Annotated in this window: 19 protein-coding genes; 7 read left to right on the forward strand and 12 right to left on the reverse strand. The window is 46.7% G+C overall.

All coding sequences use genetic code 11. From position 1 onward, the window contains the following. Positions 1–4: 4 nt before the first annotated feature. Together ypdB and OGY83_RS22545 are read right to left on the reverse strand one after the other, a co-directional pair. Complete coding sequence (gene ypdB, locus OGY83_RS22540; protein WP_079939117.1) at positions 5–739, reverse strand: two-component system response regulator YpdB; 735 nt, start codon at positions 737–739, stop codon at positions 5–7. 14 nt (positions 740–753) lie between these two features. Continuing rightward, entirely contained in the window at positions 754–2,451 is a 1,698-nt protein-coding gene (locus tag OGY83_RS22545; RefSeq protein WP_123267797.1) for a sensor histidine kinase, read from the reverse strand. 387 nt (positions 2,452–2,838) lie between these two features. Here OGY83_RS22545 and alaC point away from each other — a divergent pair, with 387 nt between their 5' ends. Beyond that, positions 2,839–4,077 carry an alanine transaminase gene (gene alaC / locus OGY83_RS22550; RefSeq protein WP_194210525.1) on the forward strand — a complete coding sequence of 413 codons (1,239 nt, stop codon included), beginning with the start codon at positions 2,839–2,841 and terminating at the stop codon, positions 4,075–4,077. Between the two features lie 65 nt (positions 4,078–4,142). Here alaC and ypdK read toward each other — a convergent pair whose 3' ends face one another. Further along, positions 4,143–4,214, reverse strand: a complete 72-nt coding sequence (ypdK, locus tag OGY83_RS22555; protein ID WP_010723117.1) for a membrane protein YpdK — start codon at positions 4,212–4,214, stop codon at positions 4,143–4,145. Positions 4,215–4,556: 342 nt separating this feature from the next. On the opposite strand from ypdK, the gene OGY83_RS22560 reads away from it, so the two are divergent. After that, on the forward strand, positions 4,557–5,171 hold the full coding sequence (locus OGY83_RS22560; RefSeq protein WP_286636953.1) for a lysozyme inhibitor LprI family protein: 615 nt from the start codon (positions 4,557–4,559) through the stop codon (positions 5,169–5,171). Between the two features lie 40 nt (positions 5,172–5,211). On the opposite strand, the gene lpxP is transcribed toward OGY83_RS22560, so the two are convergent. After that, positions 5,212–6,132, reverse strand: coding sequence for a kdo(2)-lipid IV(A) palmitoleoyltransferase (lpxP, locus tag OGY83_RS22565; protein WP_079939114.1), 921 nt, complete (start codon positions 6,130–6,132; stop codon positions 5,212–5,214). A gap of 440 nt (positions 6,133–6,572) precedes the next feature. Here lpxP and OGY83_RS22570 point away from each other — a divergent pair, with 440 nt between their 5' ends. After that, positions 6,573–6,815: a DUF2545 family protein gene (locus OGY83_RS22570; RefSeq protein ID WP_003834857.1), complete on the forward strand. Its 243-nt coding sequence runs from the start codon at positions 6,573–6,575 to the stop codon at positions 6,813–6,815. A 109-nt stretch (positions 6,816–6,924) separates the two neighbouring features. On the opposite strand, the gene pgtP is transcribed toward OGY83_RS22570, so the two are convergent. Continuing rightward, positions 6,925–8,316 carry a phosphoglycerate transporter PgtP gene (gene pgtP / locus OGY83_RS22575; RefSeq protein ID WP_079939112.1) on the reverse strand — a complete coding sequence of 464 codons (1,392 nt, stop codon included), beginning with the start codon at positions 8,314–8,316 and terminating at the stop codon, positions 6,925–6,927. Between the two features lie 415 nt (positions 8,317–8,731). On the opposite strand from pgtP, the gene pgtC reads away from it, so the two are divergent. Genes pgtC through pgtA form a run of 3 tightly spaced genes read left to right on the forward strand, consistent with a single transcriptional unit; the run spans position 8,732 to position 13,174 of the window. Next, positions 8,732–9,931, forward strand: a complete 1,200-nt coding sequence (gene pgtC, locus OGY83_RS22580) for a phosphoglycerate transport regulator PgtC (protein ID WP_286637154.1) — start codon at positions 8,732–8,734, stop codon at positions 9,929–9,931. A gap of 11 nt (positions 9,932–9,942) precedes the next feature. Further along, the gene (gene pgtB / locus OGY83_RS22585; protein WP_286637155.1) at positions 9,943–11,937 is read left to right on the forward strand and encodes a two-component system sensor histidine kinase PgtB; all 1,995 of its coding nucleotides are present in this window, start codon (positions 9,943–9,945) and stop codon (positions 11,935–11,937) included. Continuing rightward, the gene (gene pgtA / locus OGY83_RS22590) at positions 11,927–13,174 is read left to right on the forward strand and encodes a two-component system response regulator PgtA (protein WP_123267655.1); all 1,248 of its coding nucleotides are present in this window, start codon (positions 11,927–11,929) and stop codon (positions 13,172–13,174) included. Before pgtB ends, pgtA begins: the two co-directional genes overlap by 11 nt. Before the next feature lie 103 nt (positions 13,175–13,277). Here pgtA and OGY83_RS22595 read toward each other — a convergent pair whose 3' ends face one another. Together OGY83_RS22595 and OGY83_RS22600 are read right to left on the reverse strand one after the other, a co-directional pair. Next, the gene (locus tag OGY83_RS22595) at positions 13,278–13,817 is read right to left on the reverse strand and encodes a DUF2058 domain-containing protein (RefSeq protein WP_079939108.1); all 540 of its coding nucleotides are present in this window, start codon (positions 13,815–13,817) and stop codon (positions 13,278–13,280) included. A gap of 112 nt (positions 13,818–13,929) precedes the next feature. Further along, the gene (locus OGY83_RS22600) at positions 13,930–14,820 is read right to left on the reverse strand and encodes an AraC family transcriptional regulator (protein WP_079939107.1); all 891 of its coding nucleotides are present in this window, start codon (positions 14,818–14,820) and stop codon (positions 13,930–13,932) included. A 112-nt stretch (positions 14,821–14,932) separates the two neighbouring features. On the opposite strand from OGY83_RS22600, the gene OGY83_RS22605 reads away from it, so the two are divergent. After that, positions 14,933–15,463 (forward strand): helix-turn-helix domain-containing protein, encoded by a 531-nt coding sequence (locus tag OGY83_RS22605; RefSeq protein ID WP_172313233.1) that lies wholly within the window; start codon positions 14,933–14,935, stop codon positions 15,461–15,463. 179 nt (positions 15,464–15,642) lie between these two features. Here the strand turns inward: OGY83_RS22605 and OGY83_RS22610 are convergent, their stop codons facing one another. The 5 genes from OGY83_RS22610 to ureG are packed head-to-tail and all read right to left on the reverse strand — an operon-like array spanning position 15,643 to position 19,964. Beyond that, the gene (locus OGY83_RS22610) at positions 15,643–16,293 is read right to left on the reverse strand and encodes an MgtC/SapB family protein (protein WP_123267652.1); all 651 of its coding nucleotides are present in this window, start codon (positions 16,291–16,293) and stop codon (positions 15,643–15,645) included. 14 nt (positions 16,294–16,307) lie between these two features. Beyond that, complete coding sequence (locus OGY83_RS22615; RefSeq protein ID WP_286636954.1) at positions 16,308–17,336, reverse strand: HoxN/HupN/NixA family nickel/cobalt transporter; 1,029 nt, start codon at positions 17,334–17,336, stop codon at positions 16,308–16,310. Positions 17,337–17,355: 19 nt separating this feature from the next. Further along, the gene (gene yut / locus OGY83_RS22620) at positions 17,356–18,345 is read right to left on the reverse strand and encodes an urea transporter (protein ID WP_286637156.1); all 990 of its coding nucleotides are present in this window, start codon (positions 18,343–18,345) and stop codon (positions 17,356–17,358) included. A gap of 34 nt (positions 18,346–18,379) precedes the next feature. Further along, positions 18,380–19,330, reverse strand: a complete 951-nt coding sequence (locus OGY83_RS22625; protein WP_286636955.1) for an urease accessory protein UreD — start codon at positions 19,328–19,330, stop codon at positions 18,380–18,382. Then, entirely contained in the window at positions 19,305–19,964 is a 660-nt protein-coding gene (gene ureG, locus OGY83_RS22630; RefSeq protein ID WP_079939102.1) for an urease accessory protein UreG, read from the reverse strand. Before ureG ends, OGY83_RS22625 begins: the two co-directional genes overlap by 26 nt. Between the last annotated feature and the right edge of the window lie 4 nt (positions 19,965–19,968).

A 19,968-nucleotide genomic window follows, 5' to 3' on the forward strand; every position in this document is an offset into this window, starting at 1 on the left:
TGCGCTATAAGTGCATTAACTGTCTGAACTCTTTCACTTTACTCCGACTAACCGGGATTTCAAATTCCAGATCCTTTAAACGCAGAATATAAGTGTTGTTAAACCAGGGTTCGATCTCGCGGATTTTATTCAGATTTACACAGAACGAGCGGTGGCAGCGGAAGAAATGCGAAGCCGGCAGTTTGCTGCAAAATTCGCTGATGTTCATCGGCATGACATATGATTCTCGTCGCGTATAGACGAACGTCATCTTTTCATGCGCTTCAGCGTAGTAGATGTCGTTGATTGGCGTCACGATGATCCGCTCATCTTTGATCAGGTTGATCGTGTCGTTTTCGCGGGTCACCGGACTTACAGGGGACGTTCCCGTTTGCTGTTGCTGCCAGGCGGCTTCCAGCTTTTGCAGCATGCTGACAATGCGTGATTCCTGGTACGGCTTCAGAATGTAGTCAAAAGCTTCCAGTTCGAAGGCTTCGACGGCGTGCTCTTTCCATGCGGTAATAAACACAATAAAGGGTTTATGCGCGAACTGGCTGATATTTTGTGCCAGCAATACGCCGTCCAGCGAGGGAATATTAATATCCAGAAAAATGGCGTCAACGCGGTTGTGCTGGAGATATTTCAGCACATCCAGACCATCGTCAAACGTGCCGACAATTTCCATCTGGCTGTGCTCTTTTATCAGCCAGCTCAGTTCCTGTTGGGCCAGGAATTCATCTTCAACAATGATGACTTTCACGACTTCACTCCTGGTTAAAGCAATAATGTGGTTGGCGCGGCTGCGGGCGAGTGCACATTAGGTACATAAAAGGCAATCTCTGTGCCTGGCTCCAGACGGCGGATATGTAATCCCTCACCGTAGAGCAGCTTAACGCGATGGTGCACATTCAACAGACCAATTTTATTGCCCGGCATTTCATTGGACTCGACCCGTTCAATCACTTTTTGGTCGATACCGTGACCCGTATCTCGCACGGCAATCCGTACCCGGTTACCGCATTCTGCCACGCTGATGGTGACCACGCCTTTCCCTTTGCAGGGCTGGATCCCATGGACGATAGCGTTCTCTACCAACGGCTGAATCAGCAGGCTGGGAATAAAACAGCTTACCTCTTCATCGATATCATAAATAACCGTCAGCTTGTCGCCAAAGCGGGCCTGTTCGATGGTGATGTAATCCTTGATTTGATACAGCTCTTTCTTGATGTCGATCTGCTCATCGTCTTTTAATTCAATATTATAGCGAAGATAGCGCGACAAATTAAAAATGAGCTGACGTGCGGTGTCCGGGTTAAGCCGCACCGACGATGAAATCGCGTTCAGAGCGTTAAACAGAAAATGGGGATTTATTTTGCTTTGTAGCGCGCGTAGCTCTGCCTTATTTGCCATTTCTCGTAGTTGCTCTGCGCGGGAGACTTCAAGCTGAGTGGAGATGATCTGCGACAGACCGATCGCCATTTCCTGTAACGAGGAAGTGATTTGATGAGCGTGACAGTAGTAGATCTTCAGCGTGCCGGTCACGACGCCTTTCTCCCAAAGCGGGATCACCAGCATGGAGTGAATTTCCGGGGTGCGATGTGCTTCATCATTGTTTTTTATGATGATTTTACCGTGATTTATGGCTTCCTGCGTGGTGGGGCTGACGAAGTCATCGTTATCGCGGTAGTTGATCTCTCCGACGCCAACATAGGCCAGAACGTGCTGGGTATTGGTGATGGCAACCGCGTCAGCGTGGATATCGTGGCGAATAATTTCGCACACCTGACGTAACGACTCGCTGTTGACCTGGCGAAAGAGCGGCAGCGTTTTGTTGGCGATATCCAGCGCCAGCTTGGCCTGTTTTGCAGCGCTGGCTTCTTTCTCACCTTCAACGCTTTGTACCAGCATCACAATAAAGCCAATACAGACGCTGCCGAGGATCATTGGGATACCGATTTTTGAGACAATATCCAACCCCAGTTCGGTGGTGGGCGCCCAGGCGACGACGAGGATCATGGTCAGTGATTCGCACAGCATTCCGCCTAAAATACCCGCGCGCCAGTGCTGTGCTTTGGGGATCTTACGGTTGATCCACCCGGCAATGCAGCCAGCCAGAATGCTGGTAATAAAGCAGGGTAGGGCAGTTACGCCGCCAATATCGATCAGGTAACGGTGGGTGCCTGCGATGAGGCCCGTAATGATGCCGACCCATGGACCGAACAGGATCCCTCCTGACATAACCGCGATAATACGCACGTTGACCAGAGAACCTTCTACCGGTACGCCTGACCAGGTACTGAACAGGGCAAACATGGAGAAAATCGCGGTAACGGCGAGCAGCTCTTTTGGGGAGTGGGCTGACTTGTGCAACAGTTCGCGAAACAGGCGGATACGAATCAGGAAAAACAGACAGAACAGCATCAGTGCTGCCCGGTCAAATACCGCCAGCAGCATATTGAATATTTCGTGCACGGGTGACTCTTGCGCAAGGGTTAAACCACTATGATAGGTAACCTGAGGCAGGATGACCAGCACCCCCGCAGCTCAGAGTTAATGGGGAAAAACCATAATATTAAAAGGGGATTGTTGCATGATTGTTGTATTTACAATACCTGTCCTGTGAGCGCTGCGTTCAAGGTAATATATTTAACAACAAAATGTTAAATGATGGTTATGTTAAACGGGTTGCGAAAATGAATATTTCCTCATTTTACTATGCTGTTCCTCTTTTTTGTCAGGAAAAAATATTTTGTTTTGCCTCTCGACAGAAGGAAATTATTCAGGCTATTTTCTAAACGTGCCACCATCGTGGCAGCGTCGCTCGGACGGTCCGGGCGCTAACGTTAATCTGAGGATATTATGGCTGACTCCTGCCCTGAACGTCGCTTTACGCGTATTGATCGCCTTCCCCCGTACGTTTTTAACATCACGGCTGAACTGAAGATGGCTGCGCGTCGGCGCGGCGAAGATATTATCGACTTCAGCATGGGGAACCCGGATGGGGCCACGCCTCCTCACATTGTCGAAAAACTGTGTACCGTGGCGCAGCGCCCGGATACTCACGGTTACTCCACCTCTCGCGGCATTCCGCGTTTGCGTCGGGCGATTTCCCGCTGGTACCAGGAACGCTATGACGTTGAGATCGATCCTGAATCCGAAGCCATTGTGACCATCGGTTCTAAAGAGGGGCTGGCGCACCTGATGCTGGCAACGCTCGATCACGGTGATACGGTCCTCGTGCCTAACCCAAGTTATCCCATCCATATCTACGGCGCGGTGATTGCTGGCGCGCAGGTGCGTTCAGTGCCGCTGGTTGAAGGTGTCGACTTCTTTAATGAGCTGGAACGCGCAATACGCGAAAGTTACCCGAAGCCGAAGATGATGATCTTAGGTTTCCCATCCAACCCGACCGCGCAGTGCGTCGAGCTGGAATTCTTTGAGAAAGTGGTGGCCCTGGCTAAACGCTACGACGTCTTGGTGGTTCACGACCTGGCCTACGCTGATATTGTTTATGACGGCTGGAAAGCGCCATCGATTATGCAGGTACCCGGCGCTCGCGACGTCGCAGTTGAATTTTTCACCCTGTCGAAAAGCTACAACATGGCGGGATGGCGTATCGGTTTTATGGTGGGCAACAAAACGCTGGTGAACGCGCTGGCGCGAATCAAGAGCTATCACGATTACGGAACCTTTACACCGTTGCAGGTTGCGGCTATCGCTGCACTGGAAGGCGATCAGCAGTGTGTGCGGGATATCGCTGAGCAATATAAACGTCGTCGTGATGTGCTGGTCAAAGGACTGCATGAAGCTGGCTGGATGGTCGAGATGCCAAAAGCCTCGATGTACGTATGGGCGAAAATTCCAGATCAATACGCCGGGATGGGGTCACTTGAGTTTGCCAAGAAACTGCTGAACGAAGCGAAGGTATGCGTTTCGCCGGGGATTGGGTTTGGTGATTATGGTGATACGCATGTGCGATTTGCGTTGATTGAAAACCGTGACCGTACCCGCCAGGCTATTCGCGGCATCAAGGCGATGTTCCGAGCAGATGGCCTGTTACCGGCTAGTGCAAAATCGACTTCTCAAAGTACCGACTGACAGAATGTTCCCCCAAAATGCAAACAGGAGCCTGATGGCTCCTGTTTTTTGCTGCGTCTTTTAATTTAGATCATCAGGGCGAAAGTACCGGCCCAAACGATGACCATAAAAGAAATGCCCATAAAGAAATATTTCACTTTTCATCTCTCCGCGTACCTGGGGTACGTCTAAATGAACATATGCTTACCTGACAGAGAGCTGATGCACACGCGAACGAAAGGAGAATACCCCTCATTTGCTTGGCTGCATCACCTCAGAATTCTGAGCTTTAATGCTCCAGACGGCGCTAATGTACGCCTAAAAATGAGGCGAGACAAGAGGCATTTTTTTATTTAATTTTAATAACTTACAACTGTCGTGATTCGGCGACAGTTTAATTTCTGCCGGTAATAAATTGCTATTGAGCGACGGAATGGTTACTCGGAGAATTCTCATATCGCCATGGTGTTAATGCGGTTAATTTTTCGCAGAATGAGATAATGAAAAGGTTAAAAATGACCAGATTAATGATGTTAGCACTCGTTTTTACGCCATTGACCTCGATGGCGGCCTCACCGTTGGCGTTTAATTTCAGCTGCGCAAGTATTGGTAGTGTGAATAGTGATGGTAAAGGCAATGTTTGGATTGATGGCACGAAGGCGACGGTGAAGGCCTTTAATGAAAATTACTGGGAAGCAAAAAGCGGTAACAATACCGTTTCTATCTCCCGTAAAGATGACGGGAATCCGGATGTTTCCTGGAGCGGGCCTAATCGAAAGCATGGCGTTTGCCTGCCCGAGGACAATACCGACTTTTCCGGGGCCAAAAAATCGACCAGCACTGGACCCTCTTTTTCCTGCGCTGCGGTAGAAAAAGGCAGTATCGAAGAGATTATCTGCCAGAGCCCTTCGCTCTCAGAAATGGATTTGGCGTTAAACGGGGCCTACAAGCAGGCGCTGGTTAAATCAAGCAATAACCCGACGCTGAAAGCAGAGCAACGCGGGTGGGTGAAGGGGCGTAATGAGTGTTGGAAGGAACAGGATAAATCAGCCTGCATCGCCCGCAACTACAGCGAGCGAATGGCTGAACTGCACAGCAAATGGGGCGTTAAGTAATTCAACCGCAGAAAAAAGAAAGGCCTTACGGCCTTTCTTTTTAGATATACAAGGAAGCTTCACCCATCGGGCGAGTTTTGAAGCGGCGGTGGATCCAGAGATACTGCTCGGGAGCACGCATGATCTCTTTTTCGATAATTTTGTTCATATACGCCGCAGCCTGGCTTTCATCTGCCGGGTAACCTTCCATTTCTGGGGTGATGAACAGGCGGTAACCGGAGTTATCTGCTTTTCTCACCATGGTTACGGTCAGCATTGCTGCGCCGGATAACCGTGACAGTACGTAGGTACCGTTGGTGGTCGCCACGTCTTTGACTGCGAAGAAGGGGGCGAATGAACTCCCTTTACGCCCGTAGTCCTGATCGGGAGCAAACCATACTGCCTCGCCTTTTTTCAGGGCGCCGACAATACCACGCAGATTATTTCTGCCGATCATCGCCTTGTTGGAGCGCATACGACCGCGGGTTTGGATCCACTCCATCAACTTATTATTGTGCGGGCGATAGGTTGCCATCATTGGTTGGCAAAGCCCCATTACGCGACCACCCAACTCGAGCGACATAAAGTGTACGCCAACGACCATCACGCCACGGTTTTGCATCTGAGCGCGCTTCAGGTTGTCCAGCCCTTCTACATCAAACCATTTACGCACCCGACGGTCCGGCCAGAACCAGGCCATACCTGTTTCAAGCAGTCCCATGCCGAGCGAACGAAAGTTCTCATCGACCAGTTTGTCTCTTTCTTCCTGCGACAGATTTGGGAAACAGAGTTCGAGATTTTTACGAGCAATAGATTCACGGCGTTTTAAAAATGGACGAGCCAGCGTTCCTGTACGGGTACCAAGAAAACACAATACGGGATAGGGAAGCTGTACCAGTAACCAGAGCACACCAACACCAAACCATGTGAGCCAGTAGCGCGGATGCAAAAATGCGCGTGAAAATTTACATTGGGGGAACATAAGCACCTGTTGTTGATACGAAATAGATGTATCGCGAAGATTCTTTGCCTGTCGCTTTACACTCTGCACTGATCGTTAGGCCGCCATGAACGACATTGGTTCCTGTAAAGAGTGTAAAACTGAGTCAGGACAAAACCACGAGGGGGCGTGAATGATCGGACGCACAATGTACACCCGAAAATTAATGTCAGCCAGAAATAATTACTCAAGATTCGTAAATGTTTTTAGGACGATTAAGGGCAAAATTTCGCCTATATATAATTCGTTGTTTTTATGATGATTAAATAAACGACGGAGAAACAGTGTAATAGTCAGCGGTTGAATGATTATTGTGAATAAAATGTTGCTCAAATTGCATGCGGATAGGAATTGTCTTAGAATATAAAGTTAAGGGAGTGTAAGGACTTACGTTAAGTTTACGGCAGACAGGAGGTATCGCTATGCTCTATTTCTGGATCTTTCTCATACTGAGCATTCTGTGCGTCAGTTGCTATATCTGGCAGGTTATAGGCGCTGCGGCGTCAATTAGCGCTTTTCTCGGCATGGCCATCCTTACGGCATTAATTTACGTTTTTACTATGCGGCTGACCAATGGTGACGAAATGGTAACTGGATTATTCCTGTTTCTTGCCCCGGCATGTGGTTTGATCATTCGCTTTATGGTCGCAGACGGTAAGCAATAATTTGGAATGTTACGTTTAGCAATAAATTATCACCTTGAGTTATTTATTATTTATCTGAGTTTATTGAAGTGCCAGCATCGCTGGCACTTTGTTGCGATAGCGAAATGAATTACCGGGCATCCGCCAACTGGAGTGATGCTTCCTCTTGCTGAGCATTTTTTCGCTGTTGCTCAAGTTCCAGCGCACCGCGATGAGAGAGGTAGCAGAACAGGATGCAGCAGACAATTCCCCCCATCAGCAGATAGAAGCCGCCATGCCATCCCATTTTGTCGACCATTACGCCAAACAGACTGGTTCCCAGCGATGCGCCAAAAATGTAGCTCATAAATCCGCGTAGTCCTACTGCAGAACCTACTGCGAAGCTGGGCACGATTTCCATCGTCTGAACAGAAGCGAGGAACTGTGGAACATAGATCAGGCAACCCACAATGGCGGCAAAAATAGTGACCATCAACAGGGATTCACTTTTCCAGTAGCCGATCAAACAGACAAAAATCAGCGCCATACAAATCATGGCCAGCGGCATGCGACGGCCTTTAAACAGTTTATCGGTAAGCCAGCCCGCCAGTAATGTTGAAGGGATTGCCGCCCATTCAAAAAACAGAAAAGCGATGCTCATTTGCTCTTTCGAGAAATGTTTTTCGGTTAACAGATAAATAGGCAACCAGCTAATCATGCCAAAACGCACCATATAGACGAAGACATCTACCAGTGAAACATACCAGGCATTCTTATTGCGCAGCACATAGGTGCAGAAAATCTGGAAGGCACTCATATTTTCTGGTGCCTGGACAGCGTGTCGGGAATTTAATACGACTTTTTCTTCCGGCATCATTTGTTCCAGAGCCGGCAAGCCTTCCTGGCGCGGTGAACCTTTCCCCAGCATCAGCACAATAAAAGCAAACAGTACGGCAACACCGGCCGGGACAATATAGCTGGCGCTTTGCCAGTGCTCGCTCCCTAAAATGGCAAAGGCGGCACCAACAATCGGCGCGACAATGCCACCACCAACGTTGTGAGAAATATTCCAGAATGCGCCGACGCGTCCACGTTCTTTACGCGGAAACCAGTTGGCGATGGTAATAAATGAAGGGCCAACGCCCATTCCCTGGAACAAGCCATTGAAAACGACCAGAGCGGCAAAAATCCAGAATCCGGTACTGAATCCTAAACCGACGTTTACGATGGCGCACAGAACCAGGCCGCATGCCATAAAGACCTTAGGGCTGGCCTTGTCTGCCAGGCTACTCATAATGCCTTTACTGATCCCATAGGCAATAAGCATGCAGCTGCTGAGTAAACCAATTTGCGTGGCACTGAGATCCAGATGTTCCTTCAGGTACGGTGTTGAGAGCGTGAAGTTATTGCGCACAATATAGTACGCGAGATAGCCAAGAAATACGCTGAGTAATGCCTGAATGCGGTATCGGCCATAAGTTTCCTGGACTTTCTCTGCCGGGACTTTATTTGCCGCTGGCCCTGCCTTAAATATTGATAACATATCGTCACCTAAATTTATATTGATGTGAATATCAGGATTTTTCGCAGTGAAGAGTGAAATAGACGGCAGAGAAACTCAAGTTGATGAAATGAGTCACTATTGACACAATTTTTGGATTGCATGGCTGATTTTGACTCTTTTTAAATAGTGAGTTTTCAATTCTATTCTTTTACGGGCGCTTTTATCCTCGGCGTGTGCGGATATTAACAAATTCAGACTGCGTTTTCGGGTATTCTTTACCGATGCCGTCACTTTCCGTTTGGTTATTCTACGAATAACCTTATTCTTCCCTCTGGTGGTGATAAACGGGTAAGTTTTGTCTCAATATTATTTTTTGCACATGTTGGTATTTATGAACGGGATCACAAACAGACTTTTGGGCCGGGGGTGTTGTTGGGCGATCTCGCTCTGTTTTATGGCGCTGTCGGTGAGTTGCCTGGCGCAGGGTAAAGAGCTGGTAATGGCAACAACCTTTTCACCGGGGGCAACGGCCTGGATTATTCAGCGTTGGCAGACGGAACCGGGGTCGGTGATGATTCGCACATTAAACCGGACCAGTAGCTCGCTGGAACAGCTGCTGGATACCGCGAATGCGGAAAATGTTGATCTGATTTTGACCTCATCCCCTATGCTGTTGCAGCATCTGCAGGAGCATCAGAAGCTGGCGCCCTTCGACAATGCGTTGCCGGAAAGCCAGCGCCTGGTGCCAGAATCCATCCGTTCGACCTCCGTTGCTGTGGCGATATCTGGTTTTGGGCTGCTGATTAATCGTTCTGCGCTGGCGGCACGACATCTGTCACCTCCTTCCGACTGGGGGGATTTAACCCTGCCCAAATACCAGAATGCGCTGTTGATGAGTAGCCCATCGCGTTCGGATACTAACCATCTAATGGTTGAGTCATTGCTACAGCAAAAAGGGTGGCAAGAGGGCTGGGCGACCCTGCTGGCGAGTGCCGGGAATCTGGTGACGATTTCATCCCGCAGTTTTGGCGTAGCCGACAAAATTAAGAGTGGCCTGGGCGTGGCGGGACCGGTCATTGATAATTATGCCAACTTGTTGCTTAACGATCCTCACCTGGCTTTTACTTATTTCCCACGCTCGGCGGTATCGCCAACCTATGTTGCTGTTCTCAGGAACAGCCAGCATCCCAATGAAGCGCGTCGTTTTATCCGCTATTTGTTAAGCCCGGAGGGACAGCGGATCCTTGCGGATGCGAATACGGGGAAATATCCGGTAACACAGCTCGCGCCTGATAATCCCCGCGCTGCTCAGCAGGCTATTTTAATGAACCAGCCTCCGCTTAATTATCGGCTGATCCTTAAGCGACAACAGCTAGTGCAGCGAATGTTTGATACCGCCATCAGTTTTCGTCTTGCGCAACTGAAGGACGCATGGCGGGCACTGTACAGTGCGGAAGCGCGCCTGAAACGCCCGCTACCCGAAATCAGAGCCTTACTGACCAGCGTTCCGATAGATGCCAAAAGTAGTGAAGATGAAGCCTGGCTTGCGCAGTTTGATAATAAAAGCGTTGCCGAACAGCAGATGATGGAGTGGCAGCTGTGGTTTCTTAAAAATCAGCGTCAGGCGATATCAAAACTGGAAGAATTAAAATGAAAGGTGGATCGATACTGCAACGCCTTCGTCAACTCAGCATCAGCAGCAGCCTGCGTGGAGCCTTTCTGACGGGGGCATTACTGACGTTGAGCGTAAGCTGCGTCAGTTTGTACTCATGGCATGAGCAGAGCTCGCAGATACGCTATTCGCTTGATGATTACTTCCCGCGCGTGCATTCCGCTTTTTTGATTGAGGGGAATCTTAACCTGGTTGTGGATCAGCTTAATGAATTCCTGCTGGCTCCCAATACGACGGTAAGGCTGCAACTGCGCAATCAGATAATCTCGCATCTGGATAAAATTGAAGTGCTGAGCCGGGGGTTGCAACCAGCAGAACAGCAGCAGCTGGCGGTGATTTTGCAAGACAGTCGGGCGCTGATGGCGGAACTGGACCGGGTGCTCTACAACATGTTCCTTGTTCGCGAAAAAGTGAGTGAACTTTCCGCGCGCGTTGATTGGCTACATGATGATTTTACTACCGAGCTGAATTCACTGGTGCAGGATTTTACCTGGCAGCAGGGGACGTTGCTGGATCAAATCGAGGCCAAAAATGGTGATGCGGCGCTGTATCTCAAACGTGCCCGGGAGGTGCAAAACGAGCAGCAGCAGGTCTATACCCTGGCGAGAATTGAAAACCAGATCGTTGATGATTTACGCGACAGACTCAATGAACTGAAATCGGGTAGCGACGATGGCATGCTGGTGGAGAATCACATCCGCTACCTGGAAAATCTGAAGAAAACGGCGGATGAAAATATCCGTACCCTCGATGACTGGCCCAGTACTATCACACTGCGACAAACAATCGATGAGCTGCTGGAAATCGGGATGATGAAAAATAAAATGCCCGATACGATGCGCGATTATGTCACAGCGCAAAAAGCGCTGGTTGATGCCAGCCATGCCAGAGAGGCTACGCTTGGGCGCTTTCGAACACTGCTGGAAGCGCAACTGGGGAGTAGCCATCAGCAAATGCAGACGTTTAACCAGCGGCTGGAACAAATTGTTCGCGTCAGCGGTGGACTTATCCTGCTGGCGACGTTGCTGGCGCTACTTCTCGCCTGGGGGCTTAATCACTACTTCATTCGCTCGCGTCTGGTGAAGCGTTTTACTGCGCTCAACCAGGCCGTGGTGCAAATTGGTCTTGGCAGAACGGATGCCTCTATCCCGGTATATGGACGCGATGAACTGGGGCGTATCGCAGGCCTGCTGCGTCATACCCTGGGCCAGTTGAGTGCGCAAAAAAATCAGCTGGAGCAGGAAGTGACCGAGCGCAAAGAGATTGAATCCGATCTTCGTGCAACGCAGGATGAGCTGATCCAAACGGCAAAACTGGCGGTGGTCGGCCAGACTATGACCACGCTGGCGCACGAGATTAATCAACCGCTGAATGCGCTGTCGATGTACCTGTTTACGGCGGGGAGGGCAATTGAACAGGGACAACCCGCTCAGGCCAGAAGCACATTAACCAAAGCGGAGGGGGTGATTACTCGCATCGATGCGATTATCCGTTCACTGCGTCAGTTTGCGCGCCGGGCCGAGCCTGGCACGCCTCTGCATCCGGTCGATCTCCGACAAACGTTCAACGCTGCCTGGGAGCTGTTGTCTATGCGGCATAAGCCACAGCAGGGTACGCTGACACTCCCCGACCGAAGCGTGTGGGTGGCCGGTGACGAAGTGCGCATTCAGCAGGTACTGGTAAACGTCCTGGCAAATGCGCTGGATGCCTGTCCAGTTGCGGCGAAGATAGAGGTTCACTGGCAGACCGAAGGCAGTCGGTTGTGCGTATTTATCAGCGATAACGGTCCCGGCTGGCCTGGGGCATTATTACCATCACTGTTAAAACCGTTTACCACCAGTAAGGATGTTGGCCTCGGTATTGGCTTATCGATTTGTGTATCGTTAATGATGCAAATGAACGGCGAACTGCGCCTGGCGTCGACACCAGGGCGCAATGCCTGCGTCGTTCTGCAATTTAATCTGACGGATGTAAACGATGTTGAGTGATGAATATTCTGTTCTGCTTATTGATGATGATGCCGATGTTCTCGATGCTTACACCCTGTTGCTTGAACAGGAGGGATATCATGTATTCGCATGCAGTAACCCTTTTGATGCCCGAAATTGGCTGCAGGCCGACTGGCCAGGGATTGTCCTGAGCGACGTGTGTATGCCTGGCTGTAATGGAATCGACCTGATGACGTTGTTTCATCAGGATGACAATCAACTTCCGATCCTGTTGATCACCGGACATGGCGATGTCCCGATGGCGGTGGAGGCGGTGAAGAAAGGTGCGTGGGACTTTCTGCAAAAACCGGTTGATCCTGGCAAACTGCTGGTGTTGGTAGAGGACGCGTTGCGTCAGAGAAAATCTGTGATTGCACGTCGTCACTATTGCCAGCAAAAGCTCCAGGTTGAACTGGTCGGCTACAGTGACTGGGTTAACCAGTACCGCCAGCGTTTACGGCAACTGGCGGAAACGGATATTGCCGTCTGGTTTTATGGTGAGCCAGGAACGGGGCGTATGACCGGAGCCCGTTATTTGCATCAGCTTGGGCGCAGCGCTGAAGGACCGTTTATCCGCGGGGAATTGACGTTAGAGAATGCGGCGCAATTCAATGACCTTATTGCCCAGGCGCAAGGGGGAACGCTGGTTCTGAGCCATATTGAGTGCCTGACGCGCGAACAGCAGCACCAGTTGGTGCATCTGCAAAGCCAGGAGCGACGTCCGTTTCGCTTAATTGGCATTGGCGCCACTTCGTTAGTGGAACTGGCGGCAACCAACCAGATTGTGGCCGAACTTTATTACTGTTTCGCAATGACGCAAATCGGCTGCCAACCGCTGTCTCAGCGCCCGGATGATATTGAGCCGCTGTTTCGCCATTATCTGCAGAAAGCCTGTCTGCGCCTGAATCATCCAGTGCCCGAGGTTGACGGGGAATTACTAAAAGGCATGCGGCGACGCGTTTGGTTAAGCAATGTCCGGGAACTGGCCAATGCCGCTGAGCTTTTTGCTGTGGGGTTATTGCCACTGGCTGAAACCGCGAATCCACAGCTGCATTTGCCTGAACCGACACCGCTCGATCGTCGGGTTGACGAGTACGAGCGACAGATCATCACCGAAGCGCTTAATATTCATCAGGGCCGTATTAATGAAGTGGCGGAGTATTTACAAATTCCGCGTAAGAAACTGTATTTGCGCATGAGAAAATACGGACTGAGCAAGGAACACTATAAGTTTTAGCAGATGGCATGTGGGGAAAAGAGAGGTTGACGGTATTTCGGTGGCGGCGCTAGCGTTCACCGAAATACGCGACGAAACTCTGGGTGATTATCAGGGGGGGTTCTTACCACATCAAATCATCAGGAATGACAAAATCAGCATACGGATCGTCTTCGTCCTTCGCTTCCTGGCTCAGTTCGCAATTTAGAACAATATAGCTTGCATCGCGCTGGGCAATCTTGTCGGCGACAACAGCCGGGATAATGGCGTATTCGCTCTCGCTGCTGCTTTCAGCTGTCAGGCGGGCAATGGCCAGACGGCCCTTGATCAACTGAGACTGGGTTACCTTATCAACATAAACTTTTTTGATCAGGTTATTGTCAGTGAAGTTGTAACCAATATCGCCACGGGAAATGGTGATTTTGTTCATCTCAATCAGTTGCTTGATCTGCGCTTTGTATTCTTTAGACAATGCGGCCTGCTTCTGCTGTTCGCTGAGCTGCTTATCACGCTCAACCTGTGCCTTTTTATTTTCTTCAACTGCTTCTCTGGCTTCACGAGCCTGAACGCGCGATTTTTTCGCCGTTCTCTGCACTTTCGCCACTTTTTTGCTGCTGACCAGACCCGCTTTAAGCATCTGTTCTTGTAGGGTAAGTTTTGTCATTATCGCTTCTAATCCAAAAAAATCGTTGTAAGGATTATAACCTTAACGTTCGGCGGTATGCCAGAATGCGTAAGCGTTACCCGGACAGCTGACATTTATCCCGCAGATCATTTTATTTGCAAGATGAGAGGTAGTCTCCTGGCGCAGTTCCCATAACGCGTTTGAATGCCTGATAGAATCCAGACAATGATTCATACCCGACGCTGCTGTAAATATCCTCTGTTTTTATACCCCTTCTGAGCAGGTTTAATGACACATAAATTCTTAATTTGCTTAACACCAGATTCGGTGTATAGCTTGTCGCTTTCGATATGCGACGAATAAATGTTGAACGTGACATATAAGCGAAACGGGCCATATCATCCAGTGACCATGAATACTGTGGGTTTTTAATTATAGCAATGATTAATTTTGCTAACGGCTCATCATTAGCTGCGTTCAGAAGATTTATGTCAATATCATATAAGGAAGTAGACTCACTAACCACATAGTGCAAAATAGCATCGGTCAGATGAGCAATAATGCAATTATTTTCATCGGCGGAGGCATTTACTTCAGTCAGTAGTAATTCAAATAACGAATGTATTTTGTTACTGACATCGTCCTTTTGCTTAATCAGAAAAATATCTGGAAGTAAGGCAAAACGCAATTGACTGGCAATAGAGTTAGGTTGGATAAAACCACATAGAAGATCGGTGGAGTCGGTAGATAAATCTTCGATTTTACTCATCTGTTTGCGGGGTAAGTCATCAATACTTTTATCTGGAGATGAGGTGAGGTAAAAAGGAAAATTATTAAAAAAGAAGAGAATATCTCCCTTTTCCAGCATGATGCGCGGCTGTTGGTTGAACAAATCCAGCCAGCATTCCCCGCCCAAAACGATATGAAAACTCGGTTCACCATAGGAGTATGTTGATGCCTTCCATTCGCTACAATATCTGCCGAGGTGGAAGACGGATGTTTTCGCTTCACCTCTTTTCAGTAACCAGCCTGAAGTATTCATATATTCCCCAATATTGTCACTAATGGACTGATTTTGAGACGATGATGTATAGATAGTTTCGTTAAGTAACTATAAGATTTGTTAATCAAATGACGTATTGCAGGAGAGGGTAGTGTTTCTGGTATTTACTAAAGATATTATTTTGCTACAGGCTATTTATCACCTTATCAAAAAAGATGTTATTGTCCATATTCAGCATACAGAAGACTTTTGTACTATTGAAGAGCTTAATGCAAAAGTGATAATTGATACGTTCAATAACAACATTTTCTATACCAGTATAGCTTATCAACTGGAGAGGATTCAACCTGCTAAGGTTTTCATACTTTCGCCATTCAGGATCAAAAGATGCTTCGGGGATATTCCTGTCGTTTTTATCAATCGAAACGTTTCGCTGTGTAATTTTATTACTTTGCTGAATTGCGATGGAAACTATGATATTTCTCCAGAATTATCAATTTCTCGTCGGCAGCATCAAATTCTTACCTGTATTCTGCAGCAAAAATCCTGTTACTCGATTGCTGAGGAAATGCATATCTCATTGAAGACTTACTACTGCCATAAGTACAATATAATGTTGTTGCTGAAACTCAGGAAAATGAGTGATTTAGTACGGCATCAAATTTCATGCTATCTACAATAACCAGATGTAGGATGTCTCGTTTCGACATTAGGATTAAATTGTTAAAGTGCTGAAGAGGCAAGTATTGTATAGCATAGCTTTCAATACCTGTATCTTTCAAAATTATAGTTTAATCCTATTCTTAAAAATAAAGAACAAACACAATAATAAATCAAGTGATTATTTTATGTGGTCTAATTTCACTCCACAGAAACCTCTTTAATAGCAGGGTTTTCTTTAAGTAAAGAAATTACCTGAATCACATTGGTTGCTTCTGTAACCTCTAAATCTGCCGTAAGAATATGGCAATTGGTTGCATCATTAGCCAATGAGCGCAATTGTATGCGATATCCCTGTTCAGTCATCCAGGCCAGGACAGATTGTGCTGTACCAGCCGCAATGCGTATGCGTAGTTGCAAATGGTGATTCAAAAAGCGGCAGGTAAGCTGGCGGAAGAATTCCAGCACGATGAGCGCCATAACTGCGCCAACAATACCAACTTCATACATTCCGCTGCCTATGACCAGGCCAATTGCTGCAGTGACCCACACATCCGCAGCTGTTGTTAATCCTCTGATAGTCTGTTTTTGAACCAGAATATTTCCCGCGCCAAGAAATCCAACGCCGGTGACAACCTGTGCTGCTATTCTGCTGGGATCTAATCCAATATGACCATGCCCTATAACATCATAGAAACCGTATTTAGAAACGATCATGAACATGGCACTACCGATACCAATCAATATATGAGTTCGTACACCAGCTTCTTTGGCGCGTATTTGACGCTCAAGACCAATTACGCCACCTAATAAACCTGCTAGCATTAGACGTAGAAGAAATTCTTCATTCATGATGAGTGTCTCCTCTATCTGGAATCAGTTGAGGGATAATTGTCGTAACCCCTAATCCAGTAATAACTTACCGAACATAACCAACAAATAACAAAGATGCCGATAATCCAAAATCCCATATCGGTGAGGTTATCACTGAGTATCGCGATGCCATTCCATAGCCATCCAGATAAGTTCATTTTATCTCTAATCAATCCTAAAGCTTGTACGCTACCAATAAAAGCAGCGATAACAACTGATATTCCAGTAATAGTCATATTATAGTATAGCTTCTTTAATGGCTTTGATAATGCCCAGCCATAGGCTCCAGTCATTAAATAATTATCAAGTGTATCCACTAAAACCATTGCTGAGGAAAATAATATTGGAAATACCATAATATTCCAAGTGTTGATTCCATTTGTTGCCGTGATCGCGCTGATGCTTAATACTCCAATTTCCGTAGCAGTGTCAAATCCCAAACCAAAAAGTAATCCTATCCAATACATTTGTTTACTGTTGTTGATCAAGTTAAATAACTTGCCAAATAATCGAGATAAAATGCCATGGTTTATATTTTCTTGCGCCTCTTGTTCTGAAAATGAACCTTTCGTATGGATGACACGAAATTTTTTGTAGATTGAAATAAATATTGTGTAGTTTAGAAAGGCGAATAAAAGCAGAAACAAGGTTGATACGATAGTGCCGATAAGTCCGCCTGTTTCTCTAAATTTCTCGAGTGAGTCAGAATAAGTCATCGCAGTTACCACAATCACGACTGATGCGAGTATCACGATAGTGGAATGACCTAAAGAAAAGTAAGTTCCTACGGCGATTGGTTTTTTACCTTGCTGCATAAGTTTGCGCGTTACATTATCGATAGCAACAATATGGTCGGCATCAACCGCATGTCTCAAACCGAAACTATAAGCCAGTATAGCCATTCCCATAAGAAAGGTACTATCTTTAAATACTAAAAATGCCCAACACCAGGATAATAAGTTAATAATAATTAAACTTAGTAGCAAGAGTTGCGCTGGAGTAAATATTTTAAATATTTTCATATTCACCACCTTATTATTATTAATGACGATGTTCTGGCATAAATTCTTTGTTTGGTACCAGAAATAACCATGAGGAAATAACAAATGGCATGGTTAATGTCGGTATGCCTAAAGGCATTAAAAGTACATTCATTGCGGCCTGGATAAAAACTGTAAAAATAATTCCTGAAATGGTGTAAATAAAAACTCGCCAGCCTGGATGATTAAACACAGTCCCAAGTGCGACGGATGTCAAAACGGCACTAAAAGCATACAACCCTGCAGCAATGTCATGGGGACTGGCGCCCAGATAACAGGCAAGTAGTGTCGCGATGAAAGAACCGACGATGGCATAGCAGGCGCATACGACAGATTCTGCCGCCAGACCGGCAATAAAGAAAAAACTTGCCAGGATCCCAGGGAATAAAAATACCTGCGAGATCCCATGTAAAGTACTGTTGATGAAAAAGCTGAGTGAGTAACTACTTTGAGTTGACGGTATATAATGCTGGGGCAGATCAGGGGAGGGCAGTCCTGAGCCATAAATATTATGAAAAGCATAGCTGGCAAGTAGGATTACCCAGGTTGTCAGAACAAACGGTGCTGTTAACGCCGCAACTTTCCATGTTTTCAATATATCAGCAATGCATACCGTAGCAATAACAGACACGACGCTACCAACGACCAGGCATAACCACATTATTGGCGTCGCAGTTATAAATACAGGAATAGCAATACCAACCAGGCAGCCATTATAGCTATAGAGACCATCTCGCCAACCTTTTACATCATGAGTTATTGCACCTGTAATCGAAGCCAGAACAGTTCCAACTACACACCCCCATGCAGCTAAAGGATTGTTATTACTATAAGCAGAAATGAATATCGCAATGAAAAACAATAACCCTGTGATAGGATTGTTTTGGAACATTACCTGTGCGCAACCACGTAATGATATATCAATAATTTTGAAAGTGTAATGCTTATCAATATTATTTTTCCATAATACCGGAATGGATTGTATTGTCATCATTGTTTACCAATATGAATAGTTGTGGATGATCCTATTGTTTCCAGATATATGGAGGCGGTAATTCTGCATCCAGAACGACTTTTCTGACCATGGCCCACACTTTACGAATGTGTTTTTTTATAATACTACTGTCATTAGCCAGTATCTTAAATATAAGCCCCGATTCCGCAGGAAGTGTTGACATACCGTAGCAACAATCCTTGCTATAATGAGCAGGGAAGGCCGCCAGAATGGATGCTATGTTTTCTGTTGGCGTTAATATGAAAATTGTGCCGAGAATTTGGAAGTTTCCCATAACTCCGATTTCTTCCATCGGATGCTCTTTGGGTCTCAGCGAAATTTGTTCCTTGAAGACAATATGTCCTGATTCATCTTTTGCTAATACGCTTGAGGAATAATAGTCAAAGCCATTAAGCTCATTTTCATGATGATGGCGACGGCCAGGTATAATTATTTCTGAATAAATAAGAGTCGCGCTTCTCTTATAATTAATTACGGTGTCGTTTATAAACCTTGCATTACGGTGCAAAATTAAAGGATCGGGGAGATATTCCAGATAAGCATTTTCATCAAGATGAATAAATTGAATTTGCGCAGCATAGTTTTTATCCATGGAGTGTATTTTGGTTGCGGATTGCGTACTGACGCTGGCGAAAGCATTTTCACCCACGCTAATGGATAATACTATGCGATCCCCTTGCAGAACACAGCCTGAAGTCGATATCACGGTCACGCAGGGAAGTTCTGGCAGTGCTTCATCATGATACAATGCCTTTTGCGCAAACAATGGCGTTCGTTTTTCCATACGATGAAGAATGCTTTTACTTTCGTAACGCGTAAAACCCAGGTATAAAAAACCATCCTTACCGATTGCCCCACTGGGCATTTGCTCCGGTTCCTGACGATACTCTATGGGGATCTGCATATCCCAAAGCGATCGTTTTGTTTCCACCTGGTCATGCAAATTCTGTAGGTGAGTCATCTTGTTTACCTTCAATAGTGTGACCAAATAAAAAATCGCGCTCAATCATGTCAACAAGCTGCTCGATACCTTCACCCGTTTTACAGTTAGTTAAAATATAGGGACGATTATTTCTAACATGTCTGGTATCTGATTCCATTATCTCCAGACTCGCGCCGACATATGGCGCTAAATCAATTTTATTGATAACCAGAATATCGGCCTGTACCAGACCAGGACCATTTTTACGTGGGATTTTTTCCCCTTCGGCTACGTCAATGACATAAATATAAAAGTCAGCCAATGCGGGACTGAATGTGAGGGTGAGATTGTCACCACCGCTTTCAATCATAATTAAATCGCTATCTGGAAATTTATCTTCCATTTCTTCAACGGCAGCAATATTCATACTGGGATCTTCACGTACAGCAGTATGCGGACATGCTCCTGTTTCAACGCCAACGATTTTTTCTTCTTCTAATATCCCTTTCAATGTTCTTTTGACTTGCTTTGCATCTTCAGTGGTTACAACATCATTAGTTATAATCAGAGGTTTATATCCCCGATGAATAAGTACAGGAGTAATAACCTCAATAATGGCTGTTTTTCCTGAACCTACGGGACCACCAATGCCAATTCGGGTAATTTTTTTCATTACT

It is taken from the genome of Citrobacter sp. Cpo090, assembly GCF_030332665.1.
Classification (GTDB): Bacteria; Pseudomonadota; Gammaproteobacteria; order Enterobacterales; family Enterobacteriaceae; genus Citrobacter; species Citrobacter portucalensis.